Source organism: Lysinibacillus parviboronicapiens (genome assembly GCF_003049575.1).
Lineage (GTDB): Bacteria > Bacillota > Bacilli > Bacillales_A > Planococcaceae > Lysinibacillus > Lysinibacillus parviboronicapiens.
In genome coordinates this window covers 12,218-34,384 of the sequence record NZ_PYWI01000030.1, presented here as the reverse complement: position 1 = coordinate 34,384, position 22,167 = coordinate 12,218, and the positions used below count along the sequence as shown (strand labels likewise).

19 protein-coding genes are annotated in these 22,167 nt (G+C 36.5%); 6 read left to right on the top strand and 13 right to left on the bottom strand.

All coding sequences use genetic code 11. The annotated features are described in order from the left end of the window. Nucleotides 1–254 precede the first annotated feature (254 nt). The 9 genes from C9J35_RS19180 to C9J35_RS19140 all read right to left on the bottom strand — a co-directional run bounded on the left by C9J35_RS19180 (nt 255) and on the right by C9J35_RS19140 (nt 10,983). Complete coding sequence (locus tag C9J35_RS19180) at nt 255–1,529, bottom strand: NtaA/DmoA family FMN-dependent monooxygenase (protein ID WP_167396012.1); 1,275 nt, start codon at nt 1,527–1,529, stop codon at nt 255–257. Nucleotides 1,530–1,881: 352 nt separating this feature from the next. Continuing rightward, a complete protein-coding gene (locus C9J35_RS19175; protein WP_107926014.1) occupies nt 1,882–5,052 on the bottom strand; it encodes an ATP-binding cassette domain-containing protein in 3,171 nt (1,056 codons plus the stop codon). 240 nt (nt 5,053–5,292) lie between these two features. Beyond that, nucleotides 5,293–5,706, bottom strand: a complete 414-nt coding sequence (locus tag C9J35_RS19170; RefSeq protein WP_107926012.1) for an SRPBCC family protein — start codon at nt 5,704–5,706, stop codon at nt 5,293–5,295. Next, nucleotides 5,703–6,029, bottom strand: a complete 327-nt coding sequence (locus C9J35_RS19165) for an ArsR/SmtB family transcription factor (RefSeq protein ID WP_054767745.1) — start codon at nt 6,027–6,029, stop codon at nt 5,703–5,705. Before C9J35_RS19165 ends, C9J35_RS19170 begins: the two co-directional genes overlap by 4 nt. 420 nt (nt 6,030–6,449) lie before the next feature. After that, complete coding sequence (locus tag C9J35_RS19160) at nt 6,450–8,150, bottom strand: putative bifunctional diguanylate cyclase/phosphodiesterase (protein WP_167396011.1); 1,701 nt, start codon at nt 8,148–8,150, stop codon at nt 6,450–6,452. Between the two features lie 334 nt (nt 8,151–8,484). Continuing rightward, on the bottom strand, nt 8,485–8,664 hold the full coding sequence (locus C9J35_RS19155) for a hypothetical protein (protein WP_054767744.1): 180 nt from the start codon (nt 8,662–8,664) through the stop codon (nt 8,485–8,487). 327 nt (nt 8,665–8,991) lie between these two features. After that, nucleotides 8,992–9,141 (bottom strand): hypothetical protein, encoded by a 150-nt coding sequence (locus C9J35_RS19150; protein WP_054767743.1) that lies wholly within the window; start codon nt 9,139–9,141, stop codon nt 8,992–8,994. A 121-nt stretch (nt 9,142–9,262) separates the two neighbouring features. Beyond that, on the bottom strand, nt 9,263–10,237 hold the full coding sequence (locus C9J35_RS19145) for a tyrosine recombinase XerC (RefSeq protein WP_107926008.1): 975 nt from the start codon (nt 10,235–10,237) through the stop codon (nt 9,263–9,265). Between the two features lie 329 nt (nt 10,238–10,566). Further along, complete coding sequence (locus C9J35_RS19140; RefSeq protein ID WP_054767741.1) at nt 10,567–10,983, bottom strand: hypothetical protein; 417 nt, start codon at nt 10,981–10,983, stop codon at nt 10,567–10,569. 77 nt (nt 10,984–11,060) lie between these two features. Here C9J35_RS19140 and C9J35_RS19135 point away from each other — a divergent pair, with 77 nt between their 5' ends. From C9J35_RS19135 to C9J35_RS19125, 3 genes are all read left to right on the top strand, one after another. Continuing rightward, nucleotides 11,061–12,548 (top strand): circularly permuted type 2 ATP-grasp protein, encoded by a 1,488-nt coding sequence (locus tag C9J35_RS19135; protein ID WP_107926006.1) that lies wholly within the window; start codon nt 11,061–11,063, stop codon nt 12,546–12,548. After that, entirely contained in the window at nt 12,502–13,467 is a 966-nt protein-coding gene (locus C9J35_RS19130; RefSeq protein ID WP_107926004.1) for an alpha-E domain-containing protein, read from the top strand. Before C9J35_RS19135 ends, C9J35_RS19130 begins: the two co-directional genes overlap by 47 nt. Before the next feature lie 61 nt (nt 13,468–13,528). Next, nucleotides 13,529–14,383 carry a transglutaminase family protein gene (locus tag C9J35_RS19125; RefSeq protein WP_107926002.1) on the top strand — a complete coding sequence of 285 codons (855 nt, stop codon included), beginning with the start codon at nt 13,529–13,531 and terminating at the stop codon, nt 14,381–14,383. 51 nt (nt 14,384–14,434) lie between these two features. Here C9J35_RS19125 and C9J35_RS19120 read toward each other — a convergent pair whose 3' ends face one another. Then, nucleotides 14,435–15,310, bottom strand: coding sequence for a tyrosine-type recombinase/integrase (locus tag C9J35_RS19120; protein ID WP_107926000.1), 876 nt, complete (start codon nt 15,308–15,310; stop codon nt 14,435–14,437). A 367-nt stretch (nt 15,311–15,677) separates the two neighbouring features. Between C9J35_RS19120 and C9J35_RS19115 the strand changes: the two genes are divergently transcribed. Further along, the gene (locus C9J35_RS19115; RefSeq protein ID WP_107925998.1) at nt 15,678–16,472 is read left to right on the top strand and encodes an enoyl-CoA hydratase/isomerase family protein; all 795 of its coding nucleotides are present in this window, start codon (nt 15,678–15,680) and stop codon (nt 16,470–16,472) included. 46 nt (nt 16,473–16,518) lie between these two features. Here the strand turns inward: C9J35_RS19115 and C9J35_RS19110 are convergent, their stop codons facing one another. Next, on the bottom strand, nt 16,519–17,331 hold the full coding sequence (locus C9J35_RS19110; RefSeq protein ID WP_107925996.1) for a hypothetical protein: 813 nt from the start codon (nt 17,329–17,331) through the stop codon (nt 16,519–16,521). A gap of 244 nt (nt 17,332–17,575) precedes the next feature. Here C9J35_RS19110 and C9J35_RS19105 point away from each other — a divergent pair, with 244 nt between their 5' ends. Both C9J35_RS19105 and C9J35_RS19100 read left to right on the top strand, forming a co-directional pair. Continuing rightward, a complete protein-coding gene (locus tag C9J35_RS19105) occupies nt 17,576–18,751 on the top strand; it encodes an aminotransferase class I/II-fold pyridoxal phosphate-dependent enzyme (RefSeq protein ID WP_107925994.1) in 1,176 nt (391 codons plus the stop codon). A 185-nt stretch (nt 18,752–18,936) separates the two neighbouring features. Continuing rightward, nucleotides 18,937–19,641 (top strand): MBL fold metallo-hydrolase, encoded by a 705-nt coding sequence (locus C9J35_RS19100; RefSeq protein ID WP_054767750.1) that lies wholly within the window; start codon nt 18,937–18,939, stop codon nt 19,639–19,641. A gap of 155 nt (nt 19,642–19,796) precedes the next feature. On the opposite strand, the gene C9J35_RS19095 is transcribed toward C9J35_RS19100, so the two are convergent. Both C9J35_RS19095 and C9J35_RS19090 read right to left on the bottom strand, forming a co-directional pair. After that, nucleotides 19,797–20,996 (bottom strand): AI-2E family transporter, encoded by a 1,200-nt coding sequence (locus C9J35_RS19095; protein WP_107925992.1) that lies wholly within the window; start codon nt 20,994–20,996, stop codon nt 19,797–19,799. Nucleotides 20,997–21,060: 64 nt separating this feature from the next. Beyond that, nucleotides 21,061–22,011, bottom strand: coding sequence for an LCP family protein (locus tag C9J35_RS19090; RefSeq protein ID WP_107925990.1), 951 nt, complete (start codon nt 22,009–22,011; stop codon nt 21,061–21,063). Nucleotides 22,012–22,167: the final 156 nt, after the last annotated feature.

The window sequence follows — 22,167 nt, the reverse complement described above, 5'->3', positions numbered from 1 at the left end:
GAGGTGAGGAATCTCTCTTGCTATTACTTAAATATTTAAATTGTGATTAGTTTAAATCAAAAAAACCATCTACAGTATATGAACTGAACCCTATAAAGTAGACAGTTTAATAAAAGACCATTCTCTACATTAAACAGCAATTGACTTCGGTATGCTGGAGAGTTATTTTTTAATAAATAAAAAATATACAGACAAATGTGTTTATGCACAACCACTTGCCTTTGTCGCAATTGTATCACTGTTGCAATCAATAATTACACATCTAATCCTAAGTGGGAGCGCAATGTGTTCCCTTTGTATTCAGCTCGGAATAAGCCACGTTCGACTAACATCGGTATAACATCGCTAAAGAATAAATCTAAAGATTTGGCAGGACCACCTGGCACTGCGATAAAGCCGTCCAATGCTCCCTTTTCATAAAACGTGACAATCTGATTCACAATATCTTGTGGTGTACCAATGGCTACTAGATGTGCAGAGCCAATTACTTCTGGGCGTGCTAACAATGCTTCAACAGTCGGTTCATGTTCAATGATATAACGGCGCACAAGTTGTGCATGCGTTTTACTTCGAACTTTTTGATCCTCTGGTGGCAACATAGCTGCTGTTACATGATCCACAAGAGATAAATGACGAATGTCCATGCCTATAACAGATTCTAAGGCGGTGTAGCGGCGTTCAGTTGTAAGATGCTCATGTGCTTTACGATGCATTTCTAATGCTTCCTCATATGTATCACCAATAAAGAAATACAATCCAGGTAATAAACGTATGTCATCTGCCGAACGACCTGCTGTAATAGCACGTTTGCGTAAATCATTACGTAATTCAATACCTACTTCCATTACTGGCGTGGCAGCGAAAATTGCGTTAGAAACTGTTGCTGCAAATTGACGTCCTGTTTCCGATGCTCCTGCCTGGAATAGCGGAATATCACCTGCCGGATGCATCGGAATATTTAAAGGGCCTTTTACATGAAAATACTCTCCCTCGTGGTTAATTGGCTTGACAAGCTCATTAATTATCTCTAAATTACCGTCTGCCTCTAATATTTCATATGGGTTACTATGCCATAGCTGCTGTACAACCTCCTTACATTCAGCTGCCTTTGCATAACGCTCTTCTGATGAGGGCATTGGCTCGTTGCTGAAATTATATGCCCCATCTATGGATGTTACGAGGTTCCAACCTAAACGTCCCTCACTAATCCAATTCAAGGATTGTAATTGCCGAGCTATAATATAAGGTGGAATAAATGATGTTGAAACTGTTGTGACTAAACCAATGTGTTTAGTTTCTCTTGCTACTGTCGCAAATAAAAAACTAGGATCTAGCCCTGCTGTTCCTTTCGTTTTAGCCATTAACTCCGGATGGGCTATTAAATAATCTGCCTTAAATACAAAATCTAATTTTGCTGCCTCAGCACGTTGGGCAAACGCAATATGCTCATCAATAAACGCCCCTTTCTTACCTTGTTCACCACTCACTGCTAAATGCATGCCAATTATAAGATGTCTTTTGGTTGTCAATTAACGCTCTCTCCCTTTTAATTGAAAATGATTATCATTATCATATTATAATGTATTTTCTAACAATGCAATACATACTTTTCCAGTTTATAACCAACCAACTTTAATTTGCTAGGTTTGGATTCCTCCACGTACCTGTCACAACATTAACAGCTTTCATATTCATGACATTTATCAATCGCTAATCCATCAGGTCAACTGCCAATCCCCTCTGTTCTTTACATCTCCAATTGTTCCTCTTCACAATAGCATAAAAACTCATATGCAATTTTTCATTGCACATGAGTTTTCTTCACTGATTGACTGGCAGCTAGCTCAGTATTTAACTATCGCTTGTGTTAATCATTTTGATTTAATTATTTTGCTCAAGGAATTGGTAAATCGCCATCATTTCTTGTTTATTCAACTCACGAATTCGCTTGAAAATTAGCAGTTTTGCAACAGCCTCTAAATGTAAGCTTTCAGTAACAACATCACTTACTGTACCAGTTAGCCATGTTTGTACGTCTATGCCCTCAACCATTTCTTTACGTCCTTCATCATTGATGCCACTTGCATAACAACTTACACATGGTACTGATAATTTATAGACGCCATCATGTAGTCCATCTTCTGATAAGACTTTCTTGCCTTTACAGAAAGGACATGGATGACTTGCTTTTATCTTATTAATGACAGTGACAATTTTTTTGTAACCGAACGCTTCATAGACATACGTCAGCTTTTTATATTTTCCATTGGTAAAATACTTATCAATAATGGTTTCTCTTGTTTCGTTAATATTGGCAAAATCACAGATGGTTATCAGATTTTTGTGGCTGATAGCGTCAAGATTGCTAGTAATTTTGTCCCAGAATGGGTAAACATTTTGTAAGACGATTTCATAACCAACAAAACTTGCAAGTTCTAATTCCAACATTTTTAATGATACTTGTGCTTCCCTAGGCAGTAAAGACACATCCTCCGTAAGTACCATCTTGCCACCAACAATGTTTTTCAGTTTTACTAGTTCTGGTAATTCCCCTACTATTTTTATGACCTCATCAATAGGTTGATGAATCAACGCACGAATATCCGTATCACCAAATGCAAGTTTTTTCTGGTGGTTGAGCACGGTTCCATGACAGATTGGACAGACCACCATCTCTTTTGATTCTTTCATTTGCTCTTTAATGAGTGATTTTGAAATTACAATATAACGCCCAATAATTAAATTAAAACCTTCCCATTTTTTCGAAGATTTACTTGCTTTATCATAAAATGATTTTTCCCAATAACCATATAAGAATGTATGCTTTTCTTCTTCTGTCATGTCATTATAGCTTTTACTTATATCTTGACCAAGTTCATTTTTTAACTCATCAAAAAGGAATTGTAATTTTGGATATTGATAGTATTTTAAGACCTCCATCACGTCTGGATGTAATAAGCCATCCCAAAACGACACGTTTTTGTCTTGCATCACGATATCAAAATCAAATTTTTCAATTTCCAGACGACCAGAACAACTTGAACAATGATTTTCTTGACTAAAGAAATCGAAACTTCTCGTATCTTTATTGGTCGGATGAGCCGCCACAATATGGTTAATCAGGCCACCCATTTCATAGAGAAAGCTATATTGGCTATACAAATGTTTTTCAAGATCAATGGCAATGACAGGCGCAATAGTATTAGATTCGTATTCACCATAAATCAGACGGGCCATTGATGATAAGCTTTTTAATATACCGCCCTTATAGACGTTTTCAGCATTTTTAAAATAGCTAATATGATTTTCTTCTAAGTAATGAATGCCTTTTTTTGATTCCAGTGTTGATGCTATTTGCAATGGTGCTACTTTCGCTGTCCGATTTTGTTGACTAAAATAATCATCATGACTCACCACATCAAGATGCTCCACAGGCGCCTGTTGTCTTTTCCCAAAATCAACGATATAATCAGAACTTTCTAACATATAGGCATTGTGTTCAATCATGATGATTGAGATTGATGCCTCTTTTAGAATGTCCCTCACACTATCAATGAATTGGTTTAATATATTTTGAGACAAACCTTTTGAAGGCTCATCGAAAATGAAAAGCGTATGTGGGTTGCGTGAGTTAGCAAACAGCTCAGAAACTAAATGAACACATTGAAATTCACCCGTCGATAATGTTTGTGTTTTTCTTTCTAAAGTCAGATAGCCTAGGCCTAGTTTAATCAATAGGCTTAAGCGTTTATGAGCGATGTCTTCATTTGGTAATTCATCAATAATATCTTCAATCGAGCGTTGAAAAATATCATCGATGTCCTCACTGTATTTGGACAGTTTCTTTTTAATATCTAGAAACGTCGCCACAGTTGAACGGCTTGTAATCGATTGGTTACGGTCTTGCCCTACCATTACCAACTTATCTTTTGGGTAGCGCTTCAAGAAATCCTTGGCGATACACTCATTGACAAGCGTCGATTTTCCACATCCAGACTCACCTGTAAAGGTAACAAGTCTATTTTGAGGAATCTGTATTTCAGCCATTTGAATATTACGGCAATGGAGGTCAAGGAATTGATAGTATGCAGTTGGCATTGCTTGATTTCGTTCCCAAGGAATTGGTTGAGGGCGCGGTGATTCCTCTACAATTTTCCCACCGTATTTTCCACTCCCTGGCCCGAAAAACAAATGCTCATCAGCTGTGTCTAGCACAGTGTCAGAATGATCAATCAGCCAAATTTGATTTTTATTGCCTAAATGTTTAATCTGCTCCAAAATTTTCAAAAGGGTTTCGTGATCCAAACCAACGGAAATTTCATCTACAATAATGACGGTATTTTCACTAGTTGCCATAAATTCTGCCAAGTAAAGTCTTGTTAACTCTCCCCCTGACAATGTCCCCATAATTCGATTTAATGTTAAGTAACCGATATTCATATTGATGATATTTTGTAGAATATGTTGTTTCTCTTCACTAATTTTTAATTCTTCTGAAAGGGCATAAATTGTTTCCATACTTAAATTATTTATAGCGGAAATACTGTATCGTTCATTCCTTAATTCTAACTTATGTTGTTCAACTTCCAGATTATATCGTTTTCCTTCACACTTTTTACATTCAACATTTTTGGTAGTGCCACGTCCTTTGCACGCAGGACACCAGCCTAATGCATTATTAAATGAAAAAACTTCTGGTGATAAATGAAATTCATCTGCAAGCCTTTCCCGAATGTCTTTAAAAACCCCAGTATGAGTGCCAATGGTTGAACGTGGATTAGTTGAAATGGATGATTTTCCTAAAAAAAGAACTAAAGGCATATCTGCCATTTTAATGGCACTAAAATTCGTTTCCATGATATTTGGGAACAAGTATTGATATTCAGCCTTTGGTAATAAAGAAACAAGTCGTTTCTTAGATTCTTCACCAATCGTTTGACAAAATGTGGTTTTACCCGATCCAGACAATCCAGCTATTGCTAGTGATCGATCTTCCGGCAAGATGGCATCTAAACGGTTAATATTGTTGGCGATTAATTGAGTGATTTTCATATTGATATCCACTTCCAATCCTTAAATTAAGTCATTCCGTGTTCCGGAAAAGCGCCCGATTGTAGTAGATCGTTTAAAGAATACTAGCTGCACTTTTATCCCAGATAATAAGAAGAAGGGCGACTTTCTTGCTTTAGAAGAACGCCCTTCTTAAAAATGAAAGAACACAATTCTTGCTACGGAATTGCGCTCTTGATAGTAAATGAATCGTTTATTAAAGCGAGGTTAAAGGAATCACGTTTACAGTGCTAATACTTTTTCAAGCTGATTACCCATATTTGTCCAAGCATATTTAGCTCCCTCTATGGCACCCTGACGAGCTTTCGTTTCCTCACTAAATCCTGTTTGGTCGAGATGTAGATGGACAGTCCCATCTGTACCTTTTTTCAACGTCCATGTAACAGTAGTACTTTCACCGGCACTTGCCCAAGTGTAAGATAAGCTATGAGGCTCATTCACTTCGAGTACCTCGCAATCTACAATTCCATCCCACCATTCATTTGGCTCCGCACGGAATTGAAATTTATGTCCTACGATTGGTTTAAAGTCATTTTTCCATATCCATTTTGCAAGAGTATCTGAATCAGTTAAAGCGTTCCATACCTCCTCAATTGAACTTGTAAATTGATAATCTAAAGATACATCTGCTTTCATTTTTTTTCCTCCAATATAAGATTTAATTTAACCATTCTTTCTTTCCAGAATCCTTCATAATAAGATACCCAATCTTGAATTTCTTTCAACGGCGTGGCATTCAAGCGATACCTCGTTTCTCTACCAACCCTTCGAGCAATTACGAGATTAGCTTCTTTGAGAATAGCCAAATGCTTAGAAACTGCAGTACGCCCCATTTGAAAATGAACCGTTAGCTCATGCAGGGGTAATTCTTCTACGTCTGCCAACAATTGAAGTAATTTTCGCCTTGTTGGATCGGCAACAGCATCATAAACATCCCTCAATTGACTGTTTTCGTTCAAAATCCCCCCACCTTTACATTATTATTTACTGTAATATCAACAATTAAACTACATGTTACGTAATAAGACACCTTTTGTTGTCATATTGATTATAGGACACCAAAAGGTGACATGTCAAGTTCCTAAAACATCCACAAACCTCACTGTTTTTCATGTATGAAAGTAATTAAATACGGTCTAAATCAGCACTCGCTTTTAATGGACAACATTGCTCATCTCTAACTTTTCATAAGTCTGTGCTTATTTTAAAGATAATAATTACTACAATCTATAACCTAACACTTGTTCTATATTCTATTTTTAAGTAATAGTTGCCGATATATAGGAAAAGAAGCTCTAAATTTTATGTCCATATGAACAGGACAATCAATTAGAACTTCTTTTGTAAATGCAAATATTAAGCTAATATGATTCGATTATTTACGCATTAATTAAGATCGATTTTGTGAATTCTTCTACTGACAACGGTTTGCTAAAGTAGTAGCCTTGTACGAATTCACACCCCTGTTCTCGTAGCACTTTCAATTCCGCCTCTTCTTCCACACCTTCAGCTACAACCTGAAGATTTAAAGCATGTGCTAAAGAAATCATTGCGGAAATCATCGCAATTCCTGATTTTTCTGGCACGATATCACGCACAAACGCACGATCAATCTTTAACACATCCACTGGGAATTTCTTTAAATAATTAAGTGATGAATAGCCTGTCCCAAAGTCATCTAATGAAATTGTGATGCCTAGTGATCTTAATTGCTCGATAGTATTAATCAATTCTTCTGTGTAATCTAGCATACTCATTTCGGTAATTTCAATTTCTAGTGTATTCGGGTCTATTTGTGTTTCTGCAATAACTCCACGTACCATATCAACAAAACCAAACGTACTAATATGAATTGGTGAAATATTAACTGCTACTCGTAAGTTTAAGTGGTATGTTTGATTCCAAGCACGAGCCTGAGCACAAGCTTTTTTTAATACCCATACGCCAATATCATTAATAAGTCCACATTCTTCTGCAAACGGAATAAAACGATCTGGTGGCATTTGTCCTAATTCAGGATCGTACCAGCGGAGCAATGCCTCCATGCCAATCACTTTATCAGTTTTTAAATCGATTTTTGGTTGATAATGCAGTTCTAAAATATCTTTTTTAAGCGCCTGATGTAGTTTTGTTTCGAGTAATAGCCATTTATCATTCGCCTCATCCATATTCGGACGATATAAACGGTATTGATTACCACGTGTAGATTTTGCAGCATACATCGCTATATCCGCATTTTTCAACAGTTCTTCAATGGAGTTTGCATGATCTGGGAAAACACTAATCCCAATACTAATACTTGCATAAAATTCATACGTATCGACAATAAAGCTGTCATCGAAAACACCGATAATTTCCTTTGCTTTCTCTTCGATTCGATTGACATCATTTAAAATCATGACAAACTCATCACTATTGTGACGATAGAAAGAATTGGAAGTATGGTCAATATTACGTAAACGATTTGCCATTTCCACTAAGAACATGTCTCCAATGATGTGTCCGAGTCCATCATTAATGTTTTTAAAACGATTCACATCAATGAAAAATAACGCAAACTTCTCCCCGGTACGTCGAGATTGATGGAATTCATTTTCTAAACGTTGCTCTAATTTGCGACGATTTGGCAACCCTGTTAATTCATCATGATAGGCAATATGCGTTATCTTTTTAATGTCTTTTTGTGCGGTGATATCAACTCGAATAGCGATATATTGATATGGTTTGTCATTATCATCTAAGAAAGGAATAATCGTGGTTTTTACCCAGTAAAGGCTACCATCTTTTGCCCGGTTGCATACCTCGCCATTCCACATATCACCCTTTCCTATTGTTTTCCACATTTCTCTGAAAAAAGACTTTGGATGGAAGCCTGAATTGAGTAAACGGTGATCTTGGCCCAATAATTCCTCGCGCGTATATTTAGAAATTTTACAAAAATGATCATTAACAAATGTGATTTTCCCTGTTCGATCTGTAATCGCTACAATGATAGAACTGTTCATTGCTGAAAAAATGTCTTGTAATTCTTTCAGGCTGTAGTTAACTTGATTAATACTACCAGGCGTGATATTCATCATTTTCATTCTCCGTTCATTGAAATAACAAGGGTTTGGTACTTTTGCTTTATGTATATAGCGAGGTATAAAGTTGTGGTATATCGCCCTTTTTTATGTAATTATATTATAGTCCTAGAAAAGCAGTTAATTCAACCCAAATCTAAAAATCTGTATCTTTATCATTTCATAGATTTCTATAAATTAGACAAAAATCAGTGACCTTCCAAGTACTTTAACAGCCCATTTCCAGACAAAACAATTACCTTAGCACTACCTAAAATGTGAAAATCAGTCTATTTATCTTAAGAAGTACTTATTGAAAATGCCTTACTGGCACGGTTGGCAGTAAGGCATTTTACAACTCAAGAACTTCATATTCAATTTGTCCTCCCATCGTTTTTGCATGCTCTTCATTATAGGCATCTAATTGTTCTTGCGATAAATTTAAAATATAATAGTGAAAATTAATGGGCTCCAAACCATGTTTTTCGCACATTTGTCGGTAAAACTCATAGCCTTTTCGATAGTCTGTCATGCTAATTAACTCCCTTTCATATGTAACGCTGCATTGTTGTGTATGCTAATTGTTGTCGTGATCAAAGTGCGCGCATTTCTTTACATAATAATCATAGCCATGTGGATAATGCGACATCATCATTCACTCCTTATTAAGTTGTACTATAACAGAATTACTTTTGTATAAATAATATATAACAGAGATTTTACTAAGTCAATAATAAATTTTCTGATATTTCTTTAAAAAAATATAAAAGCCCAGTCCATATTTATCAGTATGGCTGGGCTTTTCATAAAATATTCGCGTCGATTTCCGTAATAACCACATCCTTTAGCGCAATAATAATTAGATGCCTAATTGCTTCGCTTGCATGTTATATGCAGACAACTGCTCCTGTGATAGCTGGATGATATAATAGCGGAATGAGATTGGCTCCAAACCATAACGCTCGCACATTTCACAATAAAATTCATATCCATCTCGATACTTTGACATATTAAAATCCTCCTAAGAACAAATCTGTTTTATAACAGTTTGTATTATTTTTATTTAATATATAACAGATTGCTGCGTTCGTCAATTATTTTATAGCAATTTTCCAAAATTAAAACGATAGTCACACAGGACTATCGCTTTCACGAACAATATTAAACGGATTGTTTTCAAGTACATGTTGCAGCTCTTCATCTTCAATATGTGTATATATTTGCGTCGTCGCCACACTTGAATGGCCCAAAATATGCTGAAGACTTCGGATATCTGCCCCTGCCTTGTACATCATTGTTGCGGATGTATGGCGTAACTTATGAGGTGTCAGTCTTTCCTTTTGTAGTCCAGATTGTTTATTTATTTGCTTAACAAGCTTTGCTACAGTTTGACGTGTAAAGCGTGTTCCTTTTTGGGAAACAAACAAAGGCTCATCTCCTTCTCCTCTATAGGCAGTCTTACCACTTTGCTCATAATCTGCTAGAGCCTGCATGCAGCTATCGTTTAAATAAACGGTACGCTCTTTATTGCCTTTGCCGATAACGGTTAGGTACCTACCTTGAATCGATGCCTTATTTAATTGACAAAGCTCTGTTACTCGAATGCCTAGATTTAAGAAAAACATCATCATGCAGTAGTTTCGAGGTGAAGCACGATTTAGCTGAATGCCATCGATAAATAGACTTGCCTCTTCCATATTCATATAAACAGGTTTCCTACGCGCAATTTTCGGTGTTTCTAATTCATCTGCTGGATTCTCCTCTATAAGTCGACGTTTTCCTTTAATGTATTTGAAAAATGATTTTAATGTCGCTACTTTTCGCGCTCTAGCTGAAGCAGAATTTTGACGTTGTACTTCACAATACTCCATAAATAAATAGAGATCCTCCAATGTAATTTCACGGATTTCTTCTATTGTAATAGTATCAATATTTATTTTAGTAATTTCTGTAAGGTCCATGTCATTTTGTGCGGCCATGTGGAAACGAAAAAACAATGTGAGATCGTATTCATATTCCTTTCTTGTTCGCTGTGATTTTCCCTTGATAGTTGTTAAATACACAAGGAAGTCCTTCATTATTTTTGGGAGCTGTGTTTTTTGCATAAAATCACCTCTATATTGTCCATTTTACCACGAAAAAACGTTCCCAAATATAAATTTGGGAACTTTATAGCAAAAAAATGCCCTTTTTTAAAACACAGAACAAACGTTCTGTTATTAATGATAATAAAAGATGATTTTCTAAGTTTCTAGAAAACCATCTTTTTATTGTTTTTTATAAAATTAATTTGATTTTAAGCATAAATAGCCAACTATACGAATATTAAACTCTAGGACGGAAAAATACTGTGAGACGATTTGAAAATTTAATAGGTGGATAACTATACATGTCGATTCGTCTCATAACGCGGGTGGAATTATTTGGTTCGATGTTATTGTTTGACAAAAATACTATATGTTCCATCTTCTTGTTTTGTAAGATGCCAATTAGCTGATAGCAGATTTTGTAACTTCGTCACAATCTCCTCATTACAGGACAAATATTGAATGCCTGTTTCTAATAATTGATAATCCTCACCCTCTTCTAGTTGAAAACGAAGTTGTAGTAAACGTTGAATTCCTGGCAATGTTACATACTTCACACGATAATTGCCATGCAACGCACCAAGGAACAAATGTTTCCCTTCTTGAAAGAGTGCTGTAGTTTCATGAAATTCAAATTGAGGAATCTTTTCCTGCCATGCGGATACATCTCCAGATTGTAAAGTGCGTATTATCTCCTCGTCTGTTAAACCTAGTTTAGAAAGCTTGTCCAGCTCATATGCTTGCATTAAATTAATAATTGTCATCTTGCTAGCTCCTTTTATGTATTTCTTACTAGTGTAACATGTTTTCACTACTACTTAAATTTGGAGGCGATTCACCTATGAAATTGTACGAATCCGGTTTGTTTTTTGATGAAATGCTAGATGGAAATCAACCCAAACCACACTACCGGTCCTTCCATCGTAAGTTAGGCGCATTTTCAAAAGAACAGCTAGAAGAAAAAAATCAACAAGCCCAATCGAGCTTCCTAAGACAAGGTATTACATTTACTGTATATGGTGCACAGGGTGGAACGGAGCGAACAATGCCCTTCGATTTTGTTCCAATTATCATTCCTAATAAGCAATGGGCAGTGATTGAAGCGGGTATGAAACAACGTGTCGAAGCCTTGAATTGTTTTTTACATGATGTCTATCATGAACAGATTATTATACAAGATGGTGTCATTCCGAAATGGCTTGTAAAAAGCAATCCATATTATTTTAAAGAAATAGTAGGTGTACAAATACCCATTGATAATCATATTTTTTTAGCAGGTATTGATCTAATTCGCGATGAAAATGGTGTGTACCGTGTGTTAGAAGATAATTTACGTAATCCCTCAGGCATGTCGTATGTATTCCAAAATCGTCATGTAATGAAGGAAGTGTATCCAGAATTTTTCTCAAAGCATACAATCCTTTCACTCGAAAGACAGATGGCGTTTATGAAAAAGGCACTCCTTGCACATCGTCCACGTAAACTAGATGCCAGTGCTGATCCTAAAGCTGTCTTATTAACAGCAGGCATGTATAATTCAGCCTATTATGATCATGTCTTTTTAGCACAGCAGCTGAATATTCCGCTTGTAGAAGGGCGAGATTTGATTGTACAGGGTGACATGGTGTATATGAAGACAATTTATGGGCTAGAGCAAGTAGATATTATTTATCGCCGAATTGATGATGATTTTTTAGACCCAACAGTATTTCGCGAGGATTCTTTATTAGGTGTAGCGAATATTATGGCTGCTTATAAGGCAGGAAATGTTGCGATTTTAAATGCTGTAGGAAATGGCGTAGCGGATGATAAGGCCATCTATGTTTATGTGCCCGATATGATTCGTTACTATTTAAAAGAGGAACCAATTTTAGAAAATGTGGTAACATATCTTTTACATGATGATGAGCAACGTGCATGGGTACTCGATCATTTACACGAACTTGTTGTAAAAAATGTCAGTGCTTCTGGTGGTTATGATATGCTTATCGGACCACATGCTAGTGACGAGGACATAGCGCTTTTCCGGCAGAAAATTTTAGAAAATCCTCATCAATACATTGCTCAACCAACTATTCAATTGTCACGTGCCCCTGCTTATCAGGATGGGCGATTTTATCCTTGTCATGTCGATTTACGTGTGTACGTCATGAAGGGTGATGACATTTATGTACTACCTGGAGGTTTATCACGTGTTGCCTTAAAAGAAGGATCATTAGTTGTCAATTCTTCACAAGGTGGAGGAGCAAAAGATACGTGGATATTAAAGGAGGAAATACAGCATGCTAAGTCGAGTAGCAGATGCACTATACTGGATGGCAAGATATAGCGAACGAACAGAAACGAACGCACATATATTACAAGTACAGCTGTTGAATATGTTGGAGCAATCTGGGAAGGAAAATGAATATATCGATCATTGGGAAGCCATATTAGATATTTGTGCGTCAAAAGAAGAATTTATGTCGTATTATGAATCCAGACGTGTCAATCCACTTATTGAATATCTATTATTTTCCGAAAAAAATAGTAATGCCCTCCTTGCAACCTTGCGTGCAATTCGAGAAAATGCACGCATAACACGTGATAGTATCCCTATCGAGCTTTGGGAATTGCAGAACTCTTTCTATTTATATTTACAGCAGGAAATTATTGAACGTGAAAAACCTTTTCCACTCATATCGCTTAACTATTTTTTACAAAATGTGCGAAAGACATCCTTGACTGTAACAGGGTTAATTGAAGGTTCCATGGATCGGGATTTACCGTTTTATTTTATGCAAGTCGGAAAATGGATGGAACGGGCGGAAAAAACGATTCGTATGGCATTAATTATGCTAGAGCAACAAAAACAGATGGCAAGTTCCATACAAGAAGCGGACGGAGCGTTTCTGTTAGATTTATCGAAAGCGACAGAATCTTATTTAAGAAAGCATCGCCAAACGAACTTGGCTTGTGTCATTCAATATCTATTACATGATGAACATTTTCCAAGCTCAGTAATGTTTTGTTTCAATAAACTAGAAGAGGCCTTTATGCATATTGAAAAAGACCATCTATCTGCTCGATTTTTAGCAGTCAACAATCCGTTAAAAGCTTTACTAGTAGCAATGATTAATATAGACGTATTGACAATCACATTAGAAGAAGCTATTTTTTCAATGGAGGAAAGATTGTGGCAATGTATCGATTTTAGTCATACATTTGCAACAACTTATCATTTATATGAACCCAGCGCGCAATTATGAAAGGAACAACATACAGCTCCCTTTCAACAAGCAAGTCAGTAATGAAAAGGAAGCGGACACTATGAAATTTGAAATTCAGCATACAAATATTTTTCAATATGAGTCTGAAGTCGATCAAAGTTTGAACACAATCCGCTTAAAGCCTAGGAGCGATGAACGACAGCGCTTACTCTCTTATCGTATCACAATTACACCTTCTTCACTCACGCGTGAGCATTTGGACATTTGGGGAAACACTGTCGGAACTTTTTATATCCCAGAGCAACACCAAGAGCTAGAAATTCAGACAACATCTATTGTGAGTATTCAACGAGCGCCATTTATACACCGTATTCAATATTCACCAGAGATGCAAACAATTTTTCATTCTCAACTTTTTTATGAGCATTATTTACCCTATTTAAAGTCAACTAACTTTACCTTTATGACCGAAGTACAGTTAGAGGAAGTTTATCATGCGATTGGTCATGCCGAAAACCCAGTGCTATTTTCCCTTAATTTAATGCAGTATTTATATTCAACATTTGAATATGATTCAGATGCTACAGATGTAACCACAACTGCAAGTCAGGCTTTCATTTTAAAAAGAGGCGTTTGTCAGGATTTCACACATGTCATGCTTGCCGTTTTACGAGCAAAGGGCATTCCCGCACGTTATGTGAGTGGTTATTTATATGTCGATGACAACTCTGCCCTAATCGGCGATATAGCTACACATGCTTGGGTAGAAGTAATGATTCCCGGTATTGGATGGATTGGTTTAGACCCAACAAATAATGTGGAAGTACTAGAAAATCACATCATCTTATGTATTGGGCGAGATTACTCAGATATAAGCCCTGTCGAAGGTGTTTATACAGGCGGTAAACACGAATTATCTGTAAAAGTAACTGTTAAAGCTTTGAATCACTTGTAAAATAGCGTGCAGCGATTAGTTGAATGATAATGATACTATTTCCTGCACGCACTATTTAAAACGTTCTCCTCTTTCCGTTAATACCCACTTTCGTACATAACCCATTTTTTGTTGAATAATTTCAATTGTTTTTTCACTTTGTAAGGCCTTTTGTATCACTGTATAACGTAAATCAGTTGCTCGGACAGCCGTCCCAATTTCTTTTGAAATTGTTTGGAATATGCGCTCTACAGTCTTTGTTGTGATGGATTTTGTCTGGCTCGCTTCACTCACCCACAGCCATTCCCCAACCTTCTCCTGATGAATTTCTTCGGTTGCTACTTTGTAATGCTGCAACATCTCAATTAGAATATTCGAAAGTTTAATTTCTCTTCGACCGTTATTGTTAGATACATAAATTAGTGAGGCATCTGTAAGTAAATGCGTCCATTTCATGCGTACAAGCTCTGCCGGTTTGCACCCTGTCTCCAGTAACATTTGTACAATACAGCCGTTGCGTCTTGCTAGCCATACATGCTCTTTTGTTTTGGCAAATTGAAAATATGTTGGCCATACATCAACTATCTTTATTAATTGCTCTTTTGACAGTATTTTTAATGCTTCTTTCTCTCTCTTCATTGGTTGTAAAATCAATTGATAATCAAATGGTTCAACCCACTCACGTAAAAATACAAATTCCACAAAACTACGAAGTGTAGCAATTTTATGATTGTACGTATTCACATTCGCATACATTTCCTTCAGATGATTACTATATAAAAATAATAATTCTTTAAATTGGTTGTCCAAAAAAAGATAGTTTTCCTTATTTGCAAATGTTAAAAATTGCTGTCCATCCAGATTATATTGCTTTTTTGTTGCTGCACTTTTCTTCAAAGAATTTAATAACAATAAGTAACTTTCCCAAGCATCCCATAATGCAATCATTAAAATACCTCCTTATTTGCTGGTGCAGGTAATTATTATTCTATTTTATATTAATTTGAGGTGTGTGCAATGGATATTTTTCCAAAACTTAGTGTCGGATAATCTGTAACATGATGAACGCCATCGCTTCTAACATGGAAATGCCTCTTTCGTAATAAAGAAACACATGTTCTGAAAATAGTTTCTCACATCTTTTGCTTTATTACAATAGTAAATCTACATCCCACTGTTGTAGTACAATTTCTTGAATTTGCCTCTTTTCTTGTGTAACAGACTAAATTTACATGAAAATTCGTATAATTTAGTGTTTATTGCCGTTTGTGTTATATAATAAGGATATTATCTTAATGTGGGGGGCTTTTCAATTATGCAAGTAAGAACGACACGACTTGAAGCAGAGGATGCTAAAATTATCTATCAGGAAACTGCTGGACTAGCCATTATTACAATCCACCGTCCTCAGGCGAAAAATGCACTAACAGCAAATATGTGGGATCAATTAGCAAAGATTGCACTACAAGTATTGGATAATCCTAAAAATAAAGTGCTCATTTTACGAGGTTCTGGTGAAAACTTCACAGCTGGTTCCGATATTAAAGAATTCAATGCTATCTCGTTGGAAAAAGCGGAAGAAGCATTTGTACATATGGAAAAAACCATCTCAACAATTGAACGATTGCCCATTCCAACAATCGGCGTTATCAATGGGCCTGCAATGGGCGCTGGTTTAGAACTTGCATTAGCCTGCGATATCCGCATCGGTTCTGAAAAAGCAAAATTAGGGATTCCAGTGGGTAAATTAGGAATTACCCTCAATAACAAATTTGCTCAACGCTTAGTCCAGCTTGTTGGTCCATCTACCACGAAGGATTTAGTATTTACAGGGCGTATGTTTAAAGCAGAAGAAGCTTTCAAACTTGGGCTCTTAAACTATTTAGTCGCTGAAAAGGACTTAAATAAGTACATGATTCGTATGGGGAAACTTGTCGCTGGTATGTCACCACAATCATTACTCGCCGTCAAACAATCTGTCCAAGAGTGTGTAGATAGTGTGCCAAAGTTATGGCAAGGTTCTACCCCATTTGTAGGTGCTGATTTTTCTGAGGGCTGTGCTGCCTTTGTTGAAAAACGTCAGCCACATTTCAAGCGTCAACCTAAATAAACCCCAGGTACTCTTCTCGCCTCTTGGCAAATAGAGTACCTGGGTTTTACTTTTTCTTTAACACTGCTGACTTAATATGAAGGTGAATGGCATCTAGCTCATAGCCAAAATGCTGATAAAATGATGTTTGCACCGCTTCTTGTAACTGAGACAATCGATCGCGCAATGAATAATCAATAGGCATCTTTAGTTGCAGCGTTATAGCAGCCTTAGCCTGCTCTCCAAGGCTAAATTGCACTTGTTCCACCTTCTGCACAATTTCTTGTTGTGTACAGTTATAAGTAATAAGCTGCACATAAACTTGCTTTTCTATTTCAATATATTGCTGTTGAAAATCAGGCCGAACGATCGTTGTTTCACCAATTTTCTCTCGTTTTGGCGAGAAAATCTCTTTGCCCTTTTGAACTAGTCGTTTAAAGAAATTTTGTTCCACTTGACGATATGGTATAGGCATGACATGTTTTCCTTGCGTTTCTCGGATAAAGCGTGCCTTTTGGATTTCCTTTTGGGAACGGACATCATCCACGTAGTAATACGTACTGATTGGACCAAGCTCTAATCGTTTGGCAATACTTTTCGTCATTTTATCTGACGTCCCAATCAGTAAAATGGATTGAACGTTGTATGTACCAAGTGCTTTTTTTACGTCCTCACAATGTCCATCATCAGAAAAGATAGCGCGTCGGACCGCTGTAATTGTATTTTTCTCAAATTTTGCGGATACGCCCGCTACTTTGACTCCGTTTACGATCAGTAAACCATCATCAATAATAGCCTCTATTCCTACCTTATGAGCAAAAACAAGGGCACTTGTACTTTTTCCTGTTCCACTAGGTCCACTTAACGAACATACTTTCATGTAACTCCCCCCTAACTTTCGTAATATGAGTTGAAGGCCTCAAATAATCCCGCCGTAGAAGCATAGATACTATTTATTTTCTTTTAGTTTACACCAGATTTTAAAATATTTCTTCTAGTCTATGCGCACATCTTCTCCATTACAAAAATATATTCTTTTTTCAGAATAACTTCCCCTTTATGCGCTTTAGTATGATAAAATGTGTACTACTATTCTGTTATACAACTATAAGGAGTGTAGTCGTTTGAAAATCGAACCATCAAAAAAAATGTCATTATTTACACCAGCTATTTTTGGAGATTTAAAAAACTTCGCAAAACAACAACAAGCAAAAGGCATGACTATGATTGATTTAAGTTTAGGTAGCCCTGACCTTCCCCCACATGAAAAAATTCGCGAGCAATTATCATATAGAGCGAATCTAGCAGAGTCATATGGTTACACATTAACAGGCACCCAACGTTTTTATGATTCAGTTAGTCGCTATTACAAAAGACGTAGCAATGTGGATTTAGACCCCGCTTGTGAAATCATACAAACAATTGGCTCTCAAGAAGGTTTAGTACATTTACCAATGGCCTTTTGTGATCCAGGAGACATCGTTCTTTCAACAAATCCAGCATATGTTGCCTACGATGCTGGAATTCATCTTGCAGGCGCAACACCCTATTACATGCCACAAACAGCTGAAAATAACTTTTTACCGGATTTAGATGCTGTGCCAGAAGAAATTGCGCACAAGGCAAAGCTACTTATTTTAAACTTACCTGGTAACCCAGTTCCTGCAATGCCCTCTTTAGATTATTTTGCAAAAGTGATTGCCTTTGCGAAAAAATATAACGTCATCGTATTACATGATGCTGCTTATTCAGAGTTTTACTTTACAGGAGAAGGTCCGATTAGTTTCCTTTCAGCCCCTAGAGCAAAAGAAGTTGGCATGGAAATTAACTCTCTTTCAAAAAGCTTTAGCTTAGCTGGTACACGTATTGCTTATATCGCGGGGAACGCAGAGATGATTGCCATTATGAAGCAACTTAAATCTAATTTAGATTTCGGTATCTTTGAACCAATTCAAGACGCTGCAGTAGTCGCACTAGATAACGCAGAGGAAATTACCGCAAACTTGCGTGCAACATTCTCTGAGCGTCATAAAACGTTGATGAATGGCTTACGTGGCCTCGGATGGGATGCGGCCCCTTCAAATGGTGGCATGTTTGTCTGGGCAAAATATCCGTACGATATGGATTGCACAGAACTTGCTTTCAAGCTCATTGAACAAGTAGGCGTTGTGACAGTGCCTGGAACAGTATTTGGCTCTGCAGGACAAGGCTATTTACGTTTAGCTTTAGTACAACCTAAAGAAGTACTGCAAGAAGCAGTTGATCGTTTAGCACAAGTACAACTACAGCTGCAACACTAATAACCACTAACGATATAGGGTCTGTTCAATTGTCGATTTTTCAACTTTTGAACAGACCCTTTATTTATTCAATTACTTGTAAACGAGCAAAATTTATTATAAATGTTTATCCAATTGCTATGGTATATAATGATAAGTATTGACTACCGAATCATACAATCGTGTAGGTTGGAGGAAAAACTATGATAAAAATAGAAGAATTGGCTTTACCTTATCACTACAATAACGAAACACACTTTATATACCCTACGTTAATTATTGATAATAATGATTTAACATTAGTAGATACTGGATACCCACAGTTTATGCCAATGATAGAACAACGAATCATTGCACTCGGTTATAAAATGAACGATCTAAAAAATATTATCATTACACATTATGATGACGATCACATCGGTTCTTTGTTTGATTTTAAAGTCAAATACCCTCACCTTAAAATTATGGCGAGTGCAATTGAAAAAGATGCGATTGAAGGAACCACTAAATCAGAAAGATTACTACAAGCTGAGAAGATGTTAGAAGTATTACCAGATACTCAAAAGGAATTTGGACAAGCATTCATTAAACAATTAACCTGTTTAAAGCATGTGCAAGTCGATACAATCGTAAGCAATGGCGATTGTATTCTCAGTAATGAATGTGTCGTCATATCAACGCCTGGGCATACATCTGGTCATATTTCTCTGCATATTCCCGCATTAAAAACAGTCATTACTGGCGATGCCGCTATAGTAGAAAATAATGAATTGAAAATTGCCAACCCACATTTTTGCTTAGATATTGAAACTGCACAACAATCACTTCACAGCATTAAACACATGGATGTAGAAAGATACTACTGTTATCATGGTGGGAAAATAGAGCGCGCAATAATTACAAATAAATGACTAGACCTATTAAGTAGCCATTAATTCAATAAAGTCCTTCCGCACATATTAGTTGGAAGGACTTTATTGTTTTGTAGATATAAAATAATGGCTGATGGCCTTTTGCCTTGTTTCGCTAAAAAACAGTTGCTACAAGTCGTAGCAACTGTTTTAATTCACACATCATATTTTTGCTGTGCCTCATCCTCATAGCGGTTGTAACGCAGTTTAAACAGTCTGAACATATGCTTCACAAAAACTTTTAAGATTGCGTATCCAGGAATCCCTAAAATGACACCTGGGACGCCGAATAACGAACCTGCTGTTAACAAAACGAAAATAATGGAAATTGGATGGATACTTAATGATTTCCCCATAATTTGTGGAGAAATAAATTTCCCTTCAATCAGCTGAACAACAGTCCATACTATCGCTAGTTTAATAAGCATAAATGGCGATGTCACGAGCGCAATAATTGCTGCAGGCGTAATGGCGATAACCGGCCCTAAATACGGTACAACACTGGTAATCATCGCAAGGAAACCAAGTAATAACGCGTAATCCATACCGATAATCAAAAAACCAATCGTTACCATTGCCCCAATACACATAGAAACTAAAATTTGACCCTGTATGTATGAACTAATTTGCTTGTCCATATCGTGCAACACTTCATGTAAACCTTTACGCATACGTGGCGGGCAAATCTTTATAATAAATTTCGGTAGGTTTTCGCCATCCTTTAATAAGTAAAATAATATAAATGGTACCGTTACAAGTGATAGAATGATTCCTGTTAAGGTTGATAAAAAGCCTGTAATACCTGTAGCAACACCTTGCGCTAAATTGGCTGCCGTGTCTTTTACCGTTTCAACCATATCAGTTGTGAAATTCGTAACAACTTGCTCATAGTTAAAATTAATATTATCTAAGTATTCATTGATACGTGAATTATTCAAGTAATCCACAATTTTTTGCGTGAGTGCCATAAAATACACAGGGAATTCTTGGGCTAAATTCGTAAATTGTTCCCGCAAGAACGGATACACAAGTACGACGAGTAAAGTAATTACGCCAATAACCCCAATATATAAAATTAAGATGCCCCAAATTCTTGGAATCCGCCAGTTTTCTAAAATGGCTAGTAATGGACGCAATAAATAATATCCGATGACTGCCAGTACTCCTGGTAAAATAACCACTTCAAATAATACTTGAAGGGGGGTAAATATGAAGGAAACTTTATCGAACATAAAAATAACACATGCAAGTAATAATAAAATAAACAATGTAAATAATAAGTTTTTACCACCTAGAAAGCGAATAAATTTCGTCGAAAACAAATTTGACCGCTCTTTCGGTCTTTCTTTTTCCATATAGTCACCCCAATCCAGTTGCTCTCCCTTTATATTACAGGATAATGTTGGCTTTTGCTAAAAATCACTCTAATGAAATACCTAAAAATTCACGTAAAAATTCTTTGTTTTTTTCAACATCAATAACGATGGCTGAACCAGCGTGGCTAAAGTTTTGGAATTCATAGCTTCCTTCGATTGGCACTGTAGCTTTCTCAATCGATACCTTCCCTTTAGAGAGCATTTTCAGAACTTGCTGAATTTCACCAGCTGATGAATAATCTGTTGTTATATAGCCCTGTGCAGCCCCAACGAATTTCGGTAAATTGAGGATGTTTTGAGGCGCTAATATTTCATTTTTCAATGCTTCAATTACTTTCTGCTGACGTGCCACTCGACCGAAGTCCCCTTCAGCATCTTGTCGGAATCGAGCATAGCCGAGTAATTCCTGACCATTTAAATGATGCACACCCTGTGTAAGCGTGACGCCGATTTTTTCGGACATATCCTTTTCTACATCCATTTCAACACCATTTGGCGCTAAAATATCAACAAGTGATTCAAAATTTTTAAAATCGACAAGTGCATAATGATGGATCGGCAAGCCAAACATATTGCTAATCGTTTCCTTTGAAAGTTGGACGCCATCTAAATAGTAGGCTGTGTTTAATTTATAGGACTGATAGCCAGGTATATCCGCATAAATATCCCGCATAAACGACACAAGTTTCACATCATTCGTAGCCTTATTCCAAGATAACACCATCATTGTATCTGTACGTGATTTTTCTTCACCACGAGTATCAATACCTAATAATAAATAGTTTTCAATATCGCCTTTTATTTGATCGCCGCTAAAATCTTCCTGTGCCACCTTTGTATCTGATGCTAATTGTAAGCCGCTTCGATATTGTATAACCGAATAAACAGCTATTACAATGACAAACAGTAGCAACAACGTAAAAATGGCGCGCCCTTTCCGTAAACGGCGTTTTTTGGGACGTTGCGAGCGTCTTGTATACTCTTCCTCTTCCATAACTCATTAACTCCTCTAATTTTTATAGTTAATTTAACGATTGATAGTACGTAAAGTTTCATTTTTTATACTACTAACTCGTAAAATCTATCTACCCGTTATTCTACACCTAAATTACCAGTAATGAGCAAAAAAATGCTATACTATTTTCACAAA

Coding starts and splice junctions, on each gene's coding strand:
- C9J35_RS19175 (WP_107926014.1), bottom strand. CDS start 5,052: ATGAAAATCACTCAATTAATCGCCAACAATATTAACCGTTTAGATGCC.
- C9J35_RS19170 (WP_107926012.1), bottom strand. CDS start 5,706: ATGAAAGCAGATGTATCTTTAGATTATCAATTTACAAGTTCAATTGAG.
- C9J35_RS19160 (WP_167396011.1), bottom strand. CDS start 8,150: ATGATGAATATCACGCCTGGTAGTATTAATCAAGTTAACTACAGCCTG.
- C9J35_RS19155 (WP_054767744.1), bottom strand. CDS start 8,664: ATGACAGACTATCGAAAAGGCTATGAGTTTTACCGACAAATGTGCGAA.
- C9J35_RS19150 (WP_054767743.1), bottom strand. CDS start 9,141: ATGTCAAAGTATCGAGATGGATATGAATTTTATTGTGAAATGTGCGAG.
- C9J35_RS19145 (WP_107926008.1), bottom strand. CDS start 10,237: ATGCAAAAAACACAGCTCCCAAAAATAATGAAGGACTTCCTTGTGTAT.
- C9J35_RS19140 (WP_054767741.1), bottom strand. CDS start 10,983: ATGACAATTATTAATTTAATGCAAGCATATGAGCTGGACAAGCTTTCT.
- C9J35_RS19135 (WP_107926006.1), top strand. CDS start 11,061: ATGAAATTGTACGAATCCGGTTTGTTTTTTGATGAAATGCTAGATGGA.
- C9J35_RS19130 (WP_107926004.1), top strand. CDS start 12,502: ATGCTAAGTCGAGTAGCAGATGCACTATACTGGATGGCAAGATATAGC.
- C9J35_RS19125 (WP_107926002.1), top strand. CDS start 13,529: ATGAAATTTGAAATTCAGCATACAAATATTTTTCAATATGAGTCTGAA.
- C9J35_RS19120 (WP_107926000.1), bottom strand. CDS start 15,310: ATGATTGCATTATGGGATGCTTGGGAAAGTTACTTATTGTTATTAAAT.
- C9J35_RS19115 (WP_107925998.1), top strand. CDS start 15,678: ATGCAAGTAAGAACGACACGACTTGAAGCAGAGGATGCTAAAATTATC.
- C9J35_RS19110 (WP_107925996.1), bottom strand. CDS start 17,331: ATGAAAGTATGTTCGTTAAGTGGACCTAGTGGAACAGGAAAAAGTACA.
- C9J35_RS19095 (WP_107925992.1), bottom strand. CDS start 20,996: ATGGAAAAAGAAAGACCGAAAGAGCGGTCAAATTTGTTTTCGACGAAA.
- C9J35_RS19090 (WP_107925990.1), bottom strand. CDS start 22,011: ATGGAAGAGGAAGAGTATACAAGACGCTCGCAACGTCCCAAAAAACGC.